This window comes from Curtobacterium sp. Leaf261 (assembly GCF_001422205.1).
In the GTDB taxonomy this organism is placed as follows: Bacteria; Actinomycetota; Actinomycetes; order Actinomycetales; family Microbacteriaceae; genus Curtobacterium.
In genome coordinates, this window is record NZ_LMMJ01000007.1 from 282,800 (window position 1) to 296,532 (window position 13,733).

At 68.2% G+C, this 13,733-nt stretch carries 23 protein-coding genes; all 23 read right to left on the bottom strand.

Annotated elements, in window-relative coordinates; all coding sequences use genetic code 11:
- Positions 1 to 115: 115 nt before the first annotated feature.
- The gene (rplO, locus tag ASF23_RS06645) at positions 116 to 628 is read right to left on the bottom strand and encodes a 50S ribosomal protein L15 (protein WP_082473887.1); all 513 of its coding nucleotides are present in this window, start codon (positions 626 to 628) and stop codon (positions 116 to 118) included.
- Entirely contained in the window at positions 625 to 813 is a 189-nt protein-coding gene (rpmD, locus tag ASF23_RS06650) for a 50S ribosomal protein L30 (protein WP_055950880.1), read from the bottom strand. The genes rplO and rpmD overlap by 4 nt, the downstream gene beginning before the upstream one ends.
- Positions 813 to 1,700 carry a 30S ribosomal protein S5 gene (gene rpsE, locus ASF23_RS06655; protein ID WP_055950882.1) on the bottom strand — a complete coding sequence of 296 codons (888 nt, stop codon included), beginning with the start codon at positions 1,698 to 1,700 and terminating at the stop codon, positions 813 to 815. Before rpsE ends, rpmD begins: the two co-directional genes overlap by 1 nt.
- On the bottom strand, positions 1,697 to 2,068 hold the full coding sequence (rplR, locus tag ASF23_RS06660; protein WP_055950884.1) for a 50S ribosomal protein L18: 372 nt from the start codon (positions 2,066 to 2,068) through the stop codon (positions 1,697 to 1,699). The genes rpsE and rplR overlap by 4 nt, the downstream gene beginning before the upstream one ends.
- Before the next feature lie 2 nt (positions 2,069 to 2,070).
- A complete protein-coding gene (gene rplF / locus ASF23_RS06665; RefSeq protein WP_055950886.1) occupies positions 2,071 to 2,607 on the bottom strand; it encodes a 50S ribosomal protein L6 in 537 nt (178 codons plus the stop codon).
- Between the two features lie 6 nt (positions 2,608 to 2,613).
- Positions 2,614 to 3,012 carry a 30S ribosomal protein S8 gene (gene rpsH, locus ASF23_RS06670; RefSeq protein ID WP_055951581.1) on the bottom strand — a complete coding sequence of 133 codons (399 nt, stop codon included), beginning with the start codon at positions 3,010 to 3,012 and terminating at the stop codon, positions 2,614 to 2,616.
- A 222-nt stretch (positions 3,013 to 3,234) separates the two neighbouring features.
- Entirely contained in the window at positions 3,235 to 3,828 is a 594-nt protein-coding gene (rplE, locus tag ASF23_RS06675; RefSeq protein ID WP_055950888.1) for a 50S ribosomal protein L5, read from the bottom strand.
- Positions 3,828 to 4,187, bottom strand: a complete 360-nt coding sequence (rplX, locus tag ASF23_RS06680) for a 50S ribosomal protein L24 (RefSeq protein ID WP_055950890.1) — start codon at positions 4,185 to 4,187, stop codon at positions 3,828 to 3,830. The genes rplE and rplX overlap by 1 nt, the downstream gene beginning before the upstream one ends.
- Before the next feature lie 2 nt (positions 4,188 to 4,189).
- Positions 4,190 to 4,558, bottom strand: a complete 369-nt coding sequence (gene rplN / locus ASF23_RS06685; protein WP_055950891.1) for a 50S ribosomal protein L14 — start codon at positions 4,556 to 4,558, stop codon at positions 4,190 to 4,192.
- Positions 4,559 to 4,590: 32 nt separating this feature from the next.
- On the bottom strand, positions 4,591 to 4,881 hold the full coding sequence (gene rpsQ / locus ASF23_RS06690) for a 30S ribosomal protein S17 (protein ID WP_055950893.1): 291 nt from the start codon (positions 4,879 to 4,881) through the stop codon (positions 4,591 to 4,593).
- Entirely contained in the window at positions 4,881 to 5,222 is a 342-nt protein-coding gene (gene rpmC / locus ASF23_RS06695; protein WP_055950895.1) for a 50S ribosomal protein L29, read from the bottom strand. The genes rpsQ and rpmC overlap by 1 nt, the downstream gene beginning before the upstream one ends.
- Positions 5,222 to 5,641: a 50S ribosomal protein L16 gene (gene rplP, locus ASF23_RS06700; RefSeq protein ID WP_055950897.1), complete on the bottom strand. Its 420-nt coding sequence runs from the start codon at positions 5,639 to 5,641 to the stop codon at positions 5,222 to 5,224. Before rplP ends, rpmC begins: the two co-directional genes overlap by 1 nt.
- A gap of 2 nt (positions 5,642 to 5,643) precedes the next feature.
- Complete coding sequence (gene rpsC, locus ASF23_RS06705) at positions 5,644 to 6,474, bottom strand: 30S ribosomal protein S3 (RefSeq protein ID WP_055950899.1); 831 nt, start codon at positions 6,472 to 6,474, stop codon at positions 5,644 to 5,646.
- Complete coding sequence (rplV, locus tag ASF23_RS06710; protein WP_055950901.1) at positions 6,474 to 6,866, bottom strand: 50S ribosomal protein L22; 393 nt, start codon at positions 6,864 to 6,866, stop codon at positions 6,474 to 6,476. The genes rpsC and rplV overlap by 1 nt, the downstream gene beginning before the upstream one ends.
- A 21-nt stretch (positions 6,867 to 6,887) precedes the next feature.
- Positions 6,888 to 7,169: a 30S ribosomal protein S19 gene (gene rpsS, locus ASF23_RS06715; protein WP_055950903.1), complete on the bottom strand. Its 282-nt coding sequence runs from the start codon at positions 7,167 to 7,169 to the stop codon at positions 6,888 to 6,890.
- Between the two features lie 12 nt (positions 7,170 to 7,181).
- On the bottom strand, positions 7,182 to 8,021 hold the full coding sequence (rplB, locus tag ASF23_RS06720) for a 50S ribosomal protein L2 (protein ID WP_055950904.1): 840 nt from the start codon (positions 8,019 to 8,021) through the stop codon (positions 7,182 to 7,184).
- Between the two features lie 18 nt (positions 8,022 to 8,039).
- Positions 8,040 to 8,339, bottom strand: coding sequence for a 50S ribosomal protein L23 (gene rplW, locus ASF23_RS06725; protein WP_055950906.1), 300 nt, complete (start codon positions 8,337 to 8,339; stop codon positions 8,040 to 8,042).
- On the bottom strand, positions 8,336 to 8,995 hold the full coding sequence (rplD, locus tag ASF23_RS06730; RefSeq protein ID WP_055950909.1) for a 50S ribosomal protein L4: 660 nt from the start codon (positions 8,993 to 8,995) through the stop codon (positions 8,336 to 8,338). Before rplD ends, rplW begins: the two co-directional genes overlap by 4 nt.
- Before the next feature lie 2 nt (positions 8,996 to 8,997).
- A complete protein-coding gene (rplC, locus tag ASF23_RS06735; protein ID WP_055950910.1) occupies positions 8,998 to 9,651 on the bottom strand; it encodes a 50S ribosomal protein L3 in 654 nt (217 codons plus the stop codon).
- Between the two features lie 13 nt (positions 9,652 to 9,664).
- A complete protein-coding gene (gene rpsJ / locus ASF23_RS06740) occupies positions 9,665 to 9,973 on the bottom strand; it encodes a 30S ribosomal protein S10 (protein WP_055950912.1) in 309 nt (102 codons plus the stop codon).
- Positions 9,974 to 10,508: 535 nt separating this feature from the next.
- Positions 10,509 to 11,738, bottom strand: a complete 1,230-nt coding sequence (locus ASF23_RS06745) for a hypothetical protein (protein WP_055950914.1) — start codon at positions 11,736 to 11,738, stop codon at positions 10,509 to 10,511.
- A 94-nt stretch (positions 11,739 to 11,832) separates the two neighbouring features.
- Positions 11,833 to 12,639, bottom strand: a complete 807-nt coding sequence (locus ASF23_RS06750; RefSeq protein ID WP_055950918.1) for a DarT ssDNA thymidine ADP-ribosyltransferase family protein — start codon at positions 12,637 to 12,639, stop codon at positions 11,833 to 11,835.
- Between the two features lie 91 nt (positions 12,640 to 12,730).
- Positions 12,731 to 13,720 carry a DNA topoisomerase IB gene (locus ASF23_RS06755; protein WP_055950920.1) on the bottom strand — a complete coding sequence of 330 codons (990 nt, stop codon included), beginning with the start codon at positions 13,718 to 13,720 and terminating at the stop codon, positions 12,731 to 12,733.
- Between the last annotated feature and the right edge of the window lie 13 nt (positions 13,721 to 13,733).

Sequence of the window (13,733 nt, forward strand, 5' to 3'; positions counted from 1 at the left end):
TTCGATGTGTGCGAGGACGACTGAGCCGTCCCCGTCTACGATCCTGCCCGAACAGGATCGCGTCAAGGAAACCGAACCGGCGGCCCGTGCTCAGCACGGGCCGCCGACGGTGGTTCTACTTGGTGACGGTGCCGCCCGCCGCCACGATCTTCTCCTCGGCCGAAGCCGAGACCTTGTCGACCGCGACCGTGAGCTTCACGCTGATGTCACCCTGACCGAGAACCTTGACCTTCTCGTTCTTCCGCACCGCGCCCTTGGCGACGAGGTCGCTGCTGGTGACCTCACCACCCGTCGGGTAGAGCTCGGCGAGCTTCTCCAGGTTCACGACCTGGTACTCGACGCGGAACGGGTTCTTGAACCCGCGGAGCTTCGGGGTGCGCATGTGCAGCGGCATCTGCCCACCCTCGAAGCCGACCTTGACCTGGTACCGGGCCTTCTGGCCCTTCGTACCGCGGCCGGCCGTCTTTCCCTTGGAACCCTCACCGCGACCGACGCGCATACGGTCCTTCTTGGAACCGGCTGCCGGGCGGAGGTGGTGGACCTTGAGGACCTGCACGCGGGCCTCGGGGGCCTTGGTGTCGGTCGACTTGGTCGACGAGGCCTTGGTGGCCTTGGGTGCGTCGGTCATGAGTCAATCTCCTCGACCTTGACGAGGTGCGCGACCGTTGCGACGTACCCGCGGTTCTGGGAGTTGTCCTCGCGCAGGACCGTACGGCCGATGCGCTTGAGGCCCAGGCTGCGGAGCGTGTCGCGCTGGTACTGCTTCTCGCTGATAACGGACTTGATCTGGGTCACCTTCAGCATGCGAGCCATCAGGCACCTGCCTTCTCGGTCGCTGCCGTACGAGCGGCGGCCTCTGCGCGCAGCAGACGCTCCGGGACGACCCGGTCGACGGGGAGACCACGACGCGCGGCGACCGCACGGGGCTCCTCGAGCTGCTGCAGCGCGGTGACCGTCGCGTGCACGATGTTGATGGTGTTCGACGAGCCGAGCGACTTGCTCAGGACGTCGTGGATGCCAGCGCACTCGAGCACGGCGCGGACCGGACCACCGGCGATGACACCGGTACCGGCAGCTGCCGGACGGAGGAGGACCACACCGGCGGCCGCCTCGCCCTGCACCGGGTGCGGGATCGTGTTGCCGACGCGGGGGACGCGGAAGAAGTTCTTCTTCGCCTCCTCGACGCCCTTGGAGATCGCGGTGGGGACCTCGCGGGCCTTGCCGTAGCCGACGCCCACGAGACCGTTGCCGTCACCGACGACGACAAGCGCGGTGAAGCTGAAGCGACGACCACCCTTGACGACCTTGGAGACGCGGTTGATGGTGACGACGCGCTCGAGGAACTGGCTCTCGCCACCCCGGCTGTTGCGGTCGCCGCCACGGCCACCCTGCTGACGGTCACGACCGCCACCGCCGCCACCACGACGACCGGCGTCGCGGCCGGACTCGCGGTTGGCCGAAGCGGAACCCGCTGCGGTCTCGACGGGCTTCTCGACGACTGCCTCCGCGGCGACGGGTGCCTTGGCGTCCGTGGTCGCAGCAGCGTCGGCCGCCGGAGCGTCCGTCGACGTGGCGTCGGTCGTCGCCGCAGCGTCGGCCGGCGTCGCGTCGGTGTTCGTGGTCTCGGTGTTCGTGGTCTCGGTGGACGTGGTGTCCTCCGTGCCCTTGGTGTCCTCTGCGTTGTTCGCGGTGTCGCTCACAGGTTCAGCCCTCCTTCACGGGCGCCTTCGGCGATCGCGGCGACGCGACCGGCGTACTTGCTGCCGCCACGGTCGAAGACGACCGCCTCGACTCCGGCGGACTTCGCACGCTCGGCGATGAGCTCGCCGACCTTGCGGGCCTTGGCCGTCTTGTCGCCGTCGTTGGTGCGGAGGTCCGCCTCCATCGTCGACGCGCTGGCGAGGGTGTGGCCCTTGGTGTCGTCGATGACCTGGACGAACACGTGACGTGCCGAACGGTTGACGACGAGACGGGGACGTGCCTCGGTTCCGGTGATCTTCTTGCGGAGACGGGTGTGACGGCGCGCCTTGGCGGCCGACTTGCTCGCTCCTCGAGTTCCGATAGCCATGATTACTTACCTGACTTTCCGGCCTTGCGGCGGACGACCTCGCCGGCGTAGCGGACACCCTTGCCCTTGTAGGGCTCCGGCTTCCGCAGCTTGCGGATGTTGGCGGCGACCTCACCGACGGCCTGCTTGTCGATGCCGTTCACCGTGAGCTTGTTGTTGCCCTCGACGGCGAAGCTGATGCCCGCGGGCGGCTCGACCGTGATCGGGTGGGAGTAGCCGAGGGCGAACTCGACGTTCGAGCCCTTCGCCTGGACGCGGTACCCGGTACCGACGACCTCGAGGCCCTTGGAGTAGCCCTGGGTGACGCCGATGATCTGGTTCGCGATGAGGGTGCGGGTCAGGCCGTGGAGCGACCGCGAGGTGCGCTCGTCGTCCGGGCGGGAGACGAGGACCTGGTTGTCCTCGACGGCTGCCTGGATGGGGCTGGCGACGGTGAGCGCGAGCTCGCCCTTCGGGCCCTTGACGGCGACGTTCGCGCCGTCGACGGTCACGGTGACGCCGGCGGGGATGTCAATGGGAAGACGTCCGATACGTGACATGGTCGATCACCACACGTAGGCGATGACTTCTCCGCCTACGCCCTTCTGCTCGGCCTCGCGGTCCGTGAGGAGTCCCGAGGAGGTCGACAGGATCGCCACGCCGAGGCCACCGAGGACCTGGGGGATCTCTGTCGACTTTGCGTACACCCGGAGGCCGGGCTTGGAGACGCGCTTGATGCCGACGATCGAGCGCTCGCGCTCGGGGCCGTACTTCAGGTCGATGGTGAGGGTCTGGCCGACGCGAGCGTCCGCGACCTTCCACTCGGTGATGAAACCCTCGCGCTTGAGGATCTCAGCGATGTGCGTCTTCAGCTTGGAGCTGGGAAGCGAGACGGCGTCGTGGTGCGCCGAGTTCGCGTTCCGCAATCTGGTCAGCATGTCTGCGACCGGATCGGTCATCGTCATGATGGTCATCCGTTCTCATCCGGTTTCGACACCCGTTCCACGAGTGCCGACCTTGATGATCGATTCGGTCCCTGCTGCGGTGCGCGACGCTGACGTCGTACGGTGCGCGGGACCTGGACGACACCGGGAGTGCCCGGTGTCGGGACGGATCAGGGCGTACACCCCGATCCGGAGGTCGGGCGGCAGACCGGGAGTGATCCCGGTCGTGCCGCCCGAACGATCTTAGACCGTCTGCTCGGTGGAGCGGAACGGGAACCCGAGCTGACGGAGCAGCGCGCGGCCCTCGTCGTCCGTCTTCGCGGTGGTGACGACGGTGATGTCGAAGCCGCGGACACGGTCGATGCGGTCCTGGTCGATCTCGTGGAACACGCTCTGCTCCGTGAGACCGAAGGTGTAGTTGCCGTTGCCGTCGAACTGGCGGTCGCTCAGGCCACGGAAGTCGCGGATGCGCGGGAGCGCGAGCGACAGGAGGCGGTCGAGGAACTCCCAGGCACGGTCGCCGCGCAGCGTGACGTGCGCACCGATCGGCTGACCCTCACGGAGCTTGAACTGCGCGATGGACTTGCGGGCCTTGGTGACCTGCGGCTTCTGACCCGTGATCGCGGTGAGGTCCTTGATGGCCCCGTCGATGATCTTGGAGTCGCGAGCTGCCTCGCCGACACCCGTGTTGACGACGACCTTGACCAGGCCGGGGACCTGGTGGACGTTCGTGTACGAGAACTGCTCGGTGAGAGCGGCCGTGATGTCGGTCTTGTACTTCTGCTTCAGGCGCGGTTGAACTTTCTCAACAGTCGCGGCAGACGTGGTGTCGCTCATTACAGGTCCTCACCAGACTTCTTGGCGTAACGGACGCGGACGGTCTTGGTGACGCCGCCCTTCTCGACCGTCTCGGTGCGGAATCCGACGCGGGTCGGCTTCTTGGTCTTCGGGTCGACGATGGCCACGTTCGACACGTGGATCGGCGCCTCGTGCGTCTCGATGCCACCCGTCTTGGAGCCGCGCTGCGTCTGACCGACGCGCACGTGCTTCTTGACGAAGTTGACACCCTCGACGACGACTCGGTTCTCGTCCTTCAGGACCTCGATGACCTTGCCCTGCTTGCCGCGGTCTCCGCCGCGGGCCTGGGTCGGTCCCGAGATGATCTGGACGAGGTCGCCCTTCTTGATGTTCGCCATGACTAAATGACCTCCGGCGCCAGCGAGATGATCTTCATGAACTTCTTGTCGCGGAGCTCACGACCGACCGGCCCGAAGATTCGGGTACCGCGGGGGTCGCCGTCCGCCTTGAGGATCACGGCTGCGTTCTCGTCGAACTTGATGTAGGAGCCGTCCGGACGACGGGTCTCCTTCTTGGTGCGAACGATGACGGCCTTGACGACGTCACCCTTCTTGACGTTGCCGCCGGGGATCGCGTCCTTGACCGTGGCGACGATGACGTCACCGAGTCCGGCGTAGCGACGACCTGAGCCACCGAGCACTCGGATGGCCAGGATCTCCTTGGCACCGGTGTTGTCGGCGACCTTGAGGCGGGATTCCTGCTGGATCACTGCTGTCTCCTTTTCCGCAAGAAGGCCGAGGCCTACTTGGCCTTCTCGAGGATCTCGACCAGGCGCCAGCGCTTGGAGGCGCTGAGGGGACGGGTCTCGCTGATGACGACGAGGTCGCCGATGCCTGCGGTACCGAGCTCGTCGTGCGCCTTGACCTTGGAGGTACGGCGGATGACCTTGCCGTACAGCGGGTGCTTCACGCGGTCCTCGACCTCGACGACGATGGTCTTGTCCATCTTGTCGCTCGTGACGTAGCCACGACGGGTCTTGCGGTAGCCGCGAGTGACGGCCGTGGAGTCGACCTCAGTCTTCTCGGTAGCCATTACTTCTCCTCAGTGCTGGTCGATGCGGGGGTCTCGGTGGCCTCGGCCGACGCGGAGGGCTTGTCAGCCTTCTTCGTCGACTTCTTCGCCGCGGCCTTGGGCGCCTCGACGGGGGCGGGGGTGGCACGGATGCCGAGCTCGCGCTCACGCAGGACCGTGTAGATGCGAGCGATGTCGCGCTTGACGGCACGGAGACGGCCGTGGCTCTCGAGCTGGCCGGTGGCCGACTGGAAGCGCAGGTTGAACAGCTCTTCCTTGGCCTTCTTGAGCTCGTCAGCGAGACGCTCGTCCTCGAAGGTGTCGAGCTCCGTCGGACGGAGCTCCTTGGAACCGATCGCCATTATGCGTCGCCCTCCTCGCGCTTGATGATGCGTGCCTTGAGGGGCAGCTTGTGGATTGCTCGGGTGAGCGCCTCGCGAGCGATCTCGTCGCTCACGCCGGAGAGCTCGAAGAGCACGCGACCCGGCTTGACGTTGGCGACCCACCACTCGGGGGAACCCTTACCGGAACCCATGCGGGTCTCGGCGGGCTTCTTCGTGAGCGGACGGTCGGGGTAGATGTTGATCCACACCTTGCCGCCACGCTTGATGTGACGCGTCATGGCGATACGAGCGGACTCGATCTGACGGTTGGTCACGTACGCAGGCGTGAGGGCCTGGATCCCGTAGTCACCGAACGACACCTTGGTGCCACCGGTGGCCTGACCCGACCGCTTCGGGTGGTGCTGCTTGCGGTGCTTGACTCGACGGGGAATAAGCATGATTACGCCTCAACTCCTGCGCCGGCCGGCGCGTCCTGCGGAGCCTGCTGCTCGCGACGGTCGCCACGGGGGGCGCTGTCGCGTCCACCGTCACGCCCGCCGTCGCGGCCGCCACCGCGGGGCCCACGGCCACCGCCATCGCGACGCTCCGGACGGGACGAACGCTGGTTCGCCTGCTCGCGAGCGAGCTCCTTGTTGGTGATGTCGCCCTTGTAGATCCACACCTTCACACCGATGCGACCGAACGTCGTCCGGGCCTCGTAGAAGCCGTAGTCGATGTTGGCGCGGAGCGTGTGCAGGGGCACGCGGCCCTCGCGGTAGAACTCCGAGCGGCTCATCTCGGCGCCGCCGAGACGACCGGACACCTGGATGCGGACACCCTTGGCGCCGGCGCGCTGAGCACCCTGGAGGCCCTTGCGCATCGCACGACGGAACGCGACGCGAGCACTGAGCTGCTCCGCGATCCCCTGTGCGACGAGCTGCGCCTCGGTCTCGGGGTTCTTCACCTCGAGGATGTTCAGCTGGATCTGCTTGCCGGTGAGCTTCTCGAGGTCGCCACGGATGCGCTCCGCCTCTGCACCACGGCGACCGATGACGATGCCGGGGCGAGCGGTGTGGATGTCCACGCGGACACGGTCACGGGTGCGCTCGAGCTCGATGCGGGCGACGCCCGCGCGGTCGAGGGACTTCGTCAGCATCTGACGGATCTTGATGTCCTCAGCCACGTAGTCGGCGTAGCGCTGACCCTTCTTCGTGCTGTCCGTGAACCAGTGGGAGATGTGGTCCGTGGTGATACCGAGACGGAAGCCGTACGGGTTGACCTTCTGGCCCATTACTTGCTCGCCTTCTTGCTCGTAGCGGCCGCCTCGACCTCATCCGGCGTCGCGAGGACGACCGTGATGTGGCTGGTGCGCTTGTTGATGCGGAAGGCGCGACCCTGTGCACGCGGCTGGAACCGCTTGAGGGTGGTGCCCTCGTCGACGAAGACGCTGCTCACGTAGAGGTCGCGCTCGTCGAGGAAGCTGTTGCTCTGGTCGGCCTTGACCCGTGCGTTCGCGATCGCCGAGGCGACGAGCTTGTACACGGGCTCCGAAGCGCCCTGGGGGGCGAACTTCAGGATGGCGAGTGCCTCATGGGCCTGCTTGCCCTTGATCAGTGCGATGACGCGACGGGCCTTCTGAGGCGTGACGCGGATGTGTCGCACGCGGGCGATCGACTCCACCATTTCTCTCCTCCTCCTGTCGCCTTAGCGGCGACGGCCCTTCTTGTCGTCCTTCACGTGGCCGCGGAAGGTGCGGGTCGGGGCGAACTCGCCCAGCTTGTGACCGACCATCGACTCGGTGACGAACACCGGGATGTGCTTGCGGCCGTCGTGCACGGCGATCGTGTGTCCGAGCATGTTCGGGACGATCATCGAGCGACGCGACCAGGTACGGATCACGTTCTTGGTGTTGGCCTCGTTCTGTGCAACGACCTTGCGGAGCAGGTGGTCGTCGACGAAGGGGCCCTTCTTCAGACTGCGTGGCATCTTCTACAACTCCTACTTGCGCTTCTTGCCGGCGTTGCGGCGACGAACGATGAGCTTGTCGCTGGGCTTGTTCCGCTTGCGGGTACGGCCCTCGGCCTGACCCCACGGGCTGACCGGGTGGCGACCACCGGAGGTCTTGCCCTCACCACCACCGTGCGGGTGGTCGACCGGGTTCATGGCGACACCACGCACGGTCGGGCGGACGCCCTTCCAGCGCATGCGGCCGGCCTTGCCCCAGTTGATGTTCGACTGCTCGGCGTTGCCGACCTCGCCGATCGTGGCGCGGCAGCGGGCGTCGACGTTCCGGACCTCGCCCGACGGCAGACGGAGCTGCGCGTAGGGGCCGTCCTTGGCGACGAGACGCACCGAGGCGCCGGCGGAGCGGGCCATCTTCGCACCGCCACCGGGGCGGAGCTCGATGGCGTGGATGACCGTACCGACCGGGATGTTCCGGAGGGGCAGGTTGTTGCCGGGCTTGATGTCGGCGCCGGCACCCGACTCGACGACGTCGCCCTGCTTCAGGCGGTTCGGCGCGAGGATGTAGCGCTTGGTGCCGTCCACGAAGTGGAGCAGCGCGATGCGCGCGGTGCGGTTGGGGTCGTACTCGATGTGCGCGACCTTGGCGTCGACGCCGTCCTTGTCGTTGCGACGGAAGTCGATGACGCGGTACTGGCGCTTGTGCCCACCACCGATGTGGCGGGTCGTGATGCGACCGGAGCTGTTGCGGCCACCCGTCTTGGGGAGCGGACGCAGGAGCGACTTCTCCGGGGTGGAACGCGTGATCTCAGCGAAGTCCGAGACGGACGAGCCGCGACGACCGGGGGTCGTCGGCTTGTAGTTGCGAATAGCCATGATTTATCCCTCTGGTCCTCAGCCGACAGCCGTGAAGATGTCGATCGAACCGGACTTGAGCGTGACGATGGCGCGCTTGGTGTCCTTGCGCTTGCCAGTGCCGAAACGCGTGCGGCGGGTCTTGCCCGGACGGTTCAGGGTGTTGATCCCGGCGACCTTGACGTCGAAGATCTTCTCGATCGCGAACTTGATCTCGGTCTTGTTCGCACGGGGGTCCACGATGAACGTGTACTTGCCCTGGTCGATCAGCGAGTAGCTCTTCTCCGAGACGACCGGCGAGATGATGATGTCGCGGGGGTCCTTGTTGTTGCCGCTCATGCGGTGATCTCCTTCGCGGTCTTCGATGCGACGAACGCGTCGAGGGCGCTCTTGCTGAAGACGATGTCATCGCTGACGAGGACGTCGTAGGCGTTGAGCTGGCCGTACGTGAGCGCGTGGACGTTCGGCAGGTTGCGGACGCTCTTGAGCGCGACCTCGTCGTTCGCCTCGAGCACCACGAGGACGTGCTTCACCGGGGCGATCTTGGCGAGGAGCGTGAGCACCGTCTTGGTCGAGGGGACCTCGGCCTCGATGAACGACTCCACCGCGTGGATGCGGCCACCGCGTGCGCGGTCGGACAGGGCACCGAGCGTCGCCTTGGCGATCATCTTCTTGGGGGTGCGCTGCGAGTAGTCGCGCGGCGTCGGTCCGTGGACGATGCCACCACCGGTCATCTGGGGCGCACGGATGGAGCCCTGACGGGCGCGACCGGTGCCCTTCTGCTTGAACGGCTTGCGGCCGGCGCCGGACACCTCGCCGCGACGCTTGGTCTTGTGCGTGCCCTGGCGCGCTGCGGCGAGCTGGGCGACGACGACCTGGTGGATCAGGGGGACGTTGGTCTCGACGTCGAAGACCTCGGCGGGGAGCTCGAACGTGCCCGACTTGGCGCCGGACGCGTCGAGGACGTCGATCGTGGTTGCAGTCGTGGTGGCCATGCTCACTTACCCTTCACGGCGGTGCGGACGAAGACGATGCGGCCACGAGCACCGGGGACGGCGCCCTTGACGAGCAGCACACCCTTCTCGGCGTCGACGGCGTGCACCGTGAGGTTGAGGACGGTGACGCGCTCCCCACCCATGCGACCGGCCATGCGCATGCCCTTGAAGACACGCGACGGGGTCGACGAAGCACCGATCGAGCCGGGCTTGCGGTGGTTGCGGTGCGCACCGTGCGAGGCGCCGACACCCTTGAAGTTGTGACGCTTCATGACACCGGCGAAGCCCTTGCCCTTGCTGGTGCCGACGACGTCGACCTTCTGGCCGACCTCGAACGTGTCGACGGTGAGCTCCTGGCCGAGCGCGTACTCCGCGGCGTCGGCGGTGCGGATCTCGGTGAGGTGGCGACGCGGGGTGACCCCGGCGGCCTCGAAGTGGCCGGCGTCCGGCTTGTTGACCTTGCGCGGGTCGATCTGGCCGGCGGCGATCTGGATCGCGACGTAGCCGTCCTTCTCGACGGTGCGGAGCTGGGTCACGACGTTCGGCGAGATCTCGACGACGGTGACGGGGATGAGCTTGTTGTTCTCGTCCCACACCTGGGTCATGCCGAGCTTCTTGCCGAGCAGGCCCTTGACGGTCTTGGTTGCAGTTGCCATCAGTGGTCGCCCCCTACAGCTTGATCTCGATGTTGACGTCGGCCGGGAGGTCGAGACGCATGAGCGAGTCGACGGCCTTGGGCGTCGGGTCGACGATGTCGATGACGCGCTTGTGCGTGCGCTTCTCGAAGTGCTCGCGCGAGTCCTTGTACTTGTGGGGAGAACGGATCACGACGACCACGTTCTTCTCGGTGGGGAGCGGCACCGGGCCGACAACGGTCGCACCGGCACGGGTCACCGTGTCGACGATCTTCCGAGCCGACGTGTCGATGACCTCGTGGTCGTACGACTTGAGCCGGATGCGGATCTTCTGTCCCGCCATGTTCTCTTCTCTCTCTTCTGCGCCGCGCACCACTCGGGCCGCCTGACGCCGCCGAGATGTGCTCGCGCACCCTCGGCTGTTTTCGGTGAATCACCGGCACCACCGCAGTGGCAGACCGCTGTTCTTCTGTGAACTGCTCGGCACGGTCCTGACTGACCCCGCGGCCGAGCGACATGTCGACTCCGCGGCGCGCAGACGAGCGGTGTTCCGCTCGCACTGCATTCCGTGATGGAGTCGAATCGTGTTCTTGCTGTCTGCGGCCCAGACGCTTCCACCCTGCGAACGAACGCACTGGTGGGGTCTGTGCACTGCCAAGACAGTGACCCGGCGGACGCGAACGTCCGAGGAATTTGGAACCGGACAAGTCTCCCATAGCCCGCGGCTCCGTGCAACCCGGGCGTGTCGCGCCGCGATCCGCAGTGTGTCGCGGAAGTGCGGTGCCGCCACGGGGCGGCGGTGAGGCGGTCTGGAGGCCCGGATCCGGCCCTCCAGACCGCCCTGCTCGAGCGCGTGGCCGGCCGCACCGATCGGCGTGTCAGCCGATCGTGACCGCCGCCCGCCCGACGACGCTGCCACCGACGTCCGCGGTCAGCAGGATGCGCGCCCCGCCGAGTCCCGTCGTCGAGATCGTGCGCTGCCACGTGCCGCGGCCGACGATCGCGGTGATCGCCGCGCCGTCACCGTCGCGGAGCGGTGCACCGTTCTCGTGGGTGAACCGCACCGTCGCACCCGGCTCGCCCCCACCGACGAGGACGGCGCGGCCCTCGCCCTGGGACTGGACCCTCGCGGTGAGCGGCTCGGGGATGGTCGCCGAGGTCGTCGTCCGACCGACCTCGGTCCCGCCGACCAGCGTGACGACGTCGATCGCGTGGAAGCGGACTCCAGCACCCGGGAGCGGGAGACTCGCCCGCCACACGCCATCGTCGCCCGGGACGGCGGAGACCGCGGCGCCGTCCGGACCCGTGATCGCCGCGCCGTCATGCAGGAACCCGAGCTCGGTGCCGCTCGGCGCACGGCCGGAGACCTGGATGAGTCCGCGGTCGTGGTCGACGTCGGCACGGACGTCGACGGCGCTCCCGTCGACGAGGAACACGTCATCGACGCCGCCGTTCTGCGCGCCGTCGAAATGCTGCGCAGCGCCGATGTGACGCTGCCCGAACGCGAGCCCGCGAACGGTGGAGGACCAGTCCCCGTTCGCGTCCGCCTTCGCCGTGCCGGCCCGCTCGCCGTCGACGGTGATGACGATGCGCGCATTCGGGTACCCGCTGCCCGAGAGCGCCACGCTGCGGCCGGAGTCGTCCACCACGCCGGTCATCTCCGGCGCGAGGAGACGGAGGATGGTGACGGGGACGTCGACGGGCTTCCACACGCCCGACTCCGCGACCTGGAGGACCCGGTCACCCGGTTGCGCCCTGATCCGGGCCGTCCAGGTGCCGTCCTCGCTCGCGACCCTGGCGGCGGACTCGACGACGTCGCCGCCGACGAACACGGCACGACCCGGTTCCGCGGTGCCGGACAGCGTCACACGCCCGAGCCCGTGCTTGATCGCCGTGACCCGAGCCGACAGGGCGACGGACGGAGCGACCGACGGAGCCGACCCGGCCTGGACCGCCGGAGGCGACGCCACGGCCGCCGCCGGGCCGGCAGGGGCGGCGGCGGTCGCCGCACCCGCGGGGGCGGCGGCCAGTCCGGCGGCGAGAGCGCCCACGAGGGCGGCGCCCGAGAGGGCGGCACGGGTGGTGCCGAGGGGACGAGGGATGTGCATGCTGACTCCGATCCGGACACGCAACGGCGCGTGTCCGAGATCAGCCTGTCATGTCAGTGTGACATCCGTATTTCGTGTCGGGGACGGACTCGCGTCATCCTTCGACCGGAGCCGGCCGGAACCACGGCGGGAAGATCGCGACGCGCGGCACGTGACCGCCGGCGTCCGCGAGGAGCGCCCGGACGTCATCACGCATCCGGTCGTTCGGGACCCCGATCACGGCGACCGACGAGAACGGCACGCTCGGTCCGGCGAGCAGTTCGAGGCCGAGCATCTCGGGGTCCGAGACGTCCGTCCGGCGGAGGAGCGCGGTTGCCGCGTCGGGTCCGACCGCGAACCGCGCGGACTTCTCGTCGGCCTGACGGTCGGCGAGGATCACGGATGCGCCGAAGGCGGTCGTCGGCACGACGAGCACGACGTAGTCCGTGCCCCGGGTGCGTCGGGCAGCGTCGGACCAGCGGTCGCCGTCGGCACCGGATCGGAGTTCGTCCCAGGCGCTGGCGTCCGCGGTCATCGTGAACGGCACGTGCTCGGCGACGGTGGTCCCGTCGGGCGCGGTCACCTCGGCCCGCCGCGCACGGGTCTCCGGGGCGCTGACGTCGATGTCGGGCGTCGCGGTGGTGCTCGCGTTGATCACGCCGTCCGTGACGATGCCGCCGAGGTTGTCGAGGTGCGTGAAGTGGTGCGCACGCAGGGCCGAGAAGACGCGCGGCGGCGCCTCCACCGTGACGCTGGCGCTGCGCTTGGCCGCCGCGGACGGAGCGACGGTGCGGAGCGAGGAGGAGATGCGCGTGCGCCGTGGAGCCGGGGCCTTCGGGGCGTCGTCCGACTCCGGACGCTGCCGTGGGGAGCAGATGTCGCAGAGCTCGGTGGGGAAACCGTGGATGCACTCGTCGGTCACGCGGGGTCCTCGTCCTTCCGTGCCGGGTCCAGGGTCGAACGGCACGGGTACCAACCGTACGTCACGAACGCCCTCGGCCGCGCCAATCCGGTCATGCCGGCTTCCTGTCACGGTAGAGCAACGCCCTGATCTCCGCCTCCGAGGACCCGAGCCGATCGGGATCGATCGTCTCGCCGTGTGCGTAGGCGTCGAGCAGCCTCGGGTCGACGTAGCTCTGCCTGGCGACCGTCGGGGTGTTGCCGAGCACCTCGGACGCGGCCCTGACGGCGTGCGAGACGGCCTTGGCGCGCCTGGCCTGGGAGGACTCCGGCCCGGTGCGTGCGAGGTCCTCAGCGGCCGCCACCGTGCCGTGCAGTGTCCGGAAGTCCTTCGCGGTGAACGCCTCGCCCGCACGCTCCTTGACGTACTCGTTGATGTCGTCCGCGGTCAACGGCACCCAGTCCGCACCCGCGCGCTCGCGGTAGGAGAGCAGCCGGGCGTTCCCCCCGCGCCGCTTCATGCCGACGAGGACCCGCGCGAGGTCGTGGTCGTGGATGCTCGACGACCACGCCTGACCGCTCTTGCCGGGGAACTCCAACTCGATGTCGTCCCCGGAGACGTGCGCATGGGTGCAGAGGAGCGTGGACAGTCCGTGGCTGCCGTGCTCGGCCGCGTACCGCTCGGACCCGACGCGGAGCGACCCCTGGTCGAGCATCCGGAACGCTGCCCCGAGCGCGCGCTGCCGGTCCGGCTCCGGACGACGGAGGTCCATGGTGACGTTCCGTCGTGCGACCGGGAGCGACTCGGCGAGGGCGAGGGCCCTGTCGTACTTGATCCGGTCCATCCGCTCGCGCCACGACGGGTGGTACATGTACTGCCGTCGCCCGGCCGCGTCGGTGCCCGTGGCGAGGATGTGCCCGTTCTCGTAGGGCGCGATCCAGACGTCGTCCCACGCTGGCGGGATCACCAGCTCCTCGAGGCGCCGTCGGGTGTCGGCGTCCGTCACGGTCGCGCCGTCCGGGTCGCGGTAGGTGAAGCCCGTGCCGGAGCGGAGACGGTGGTAGCCCCGTCCGGTGGTCGTGGAGCGGCGGAGGCGGGTCACCCTCCTGAGTCAA

Bases quoted from the DNA above. Each gene is read 5' to 3' on its own strand.
- rplO (WP_082473887.1), bottom strand. From the start codon at position 628: ATGACCGACGCACCCAAGGCCACCAAGGCCTCGTCGACCAAGTCGACC.
- rpmD (WP_055950880.1), bottom strand. From the start codon at position 813: ATGGCTCGCATGCTGAAGGTGACCCAGATCAAGTCCGTTATCAGCGAG.
- rplR (WP_055950884.1), bottom strand. From the start codon at position 2,068: ATGGCTATCGGAACTCGAGGAGCGAGCAAGTCGGCCGCCAAGGCGCGC.
- rplF (WP_055950886.1), bottom strand. From the start codon at position 2,607: ATGTCACGTATCGGACGTCTTCCCATTGACATCCCCGCCGGCGTCACC.
- rpsH (WP_055951581.1), bottom strand. From the start codon at position 3,012: ATGACGATGACCGATCCGGTCGCAGACATGCTGACCAGATTGCGGAAC.
- rplE (WP_055950888.1), bottom strand. From the start codon at position 3,828: ATGAGCGACACCACGTCTGCCGCGACTGTTGAGAAAGTTCAACCGCGC.
- rplX (WP_055950890.1), bottom strand. From the start codon at position 4,187: ATGGCGAACATCAAGAAGGGCGACCTCGTCCAGATCATCTCGGGACCG.
- rpsQ (WP_055950893.1), bottom strand. From the start codon at position 4,881: ATGGCTACCGAGAAGACTGAGGTCGACTCCACGGCCGTCACTCGCGGC.
- rpmC (WP_055950895.1), bottom strand. From the start codon at position 5,222: ATGGCGATCGGTTCCAAGGAGCTCCGTCCGACGGAGCTCGACACCTTC.
- rplP (WP_055950897.1), bottom strand. From the start codon at position 5,641: ATGCTTATTCCCCGTCGAGTCAAGCACCGCAAGCAGCACCACCCGAAG.
- rpsC (WP_055950899.1), bottom strand. From the start codon at position 6,474: ATGGGCCAGAAGGTCAACCCGTACGGCTTCCGTCTCGGTATCACCACG.
- rplV (WP_055950901.1), bottom strand. From the start codon at position 6,866: ATGGTGGAGTCGATCGCCCGCGTGCGACACATCCGCGTCACGCCTCAG.
- rpsS (WP_055950903.1), bottom strand. From the start codon at position 7,169: ATGCCACGCAGTCTGAAGAAGGGCCCCTTCGTCGACGACCACCTGCTC.
- rplB (WP_055950904.1), bottom strand. From the start codon at position 8,021: ATGGCTATTCGCAACTACAAGCCGACGACCCCCGGTCGTCGCGGCTCG.
- rplW (WP_055950906.1), bottom strand. From the start codon at position 8,339: ATGAGCGGCAACAACAAGGACCCCCGCGACATCATCATCTCGCCGGTC.
- rplD (WP_055950909.1), bottom strand. From the start codon at position 8,995: ATGGCCACCACGACTGCAACCACGATCGACGTCCTCGACGCGTCCGGC.
- rplC (WP_055950910.1), bottom strand. From the start codon at position 9,651: ATGGCAACTGCAACCAAGACCGTCAAGGGCCTGCTCGGCAAGAAGCTC.
- rpsJ (WP_055950912.1), bottom strand. From the start codon at position 9,973: ATGGCGGGACAGAAGATCCGCATCCGGCTCAAGTCGTACGACCACGAG.
- ASF23_RS06745 (WP_055950914.1), bottom strand. From the start codon at position 11,738: ATGCACATCCCTCGTCCCCTCGGCACCACCCGTGCCGCCCTCTCGGGC.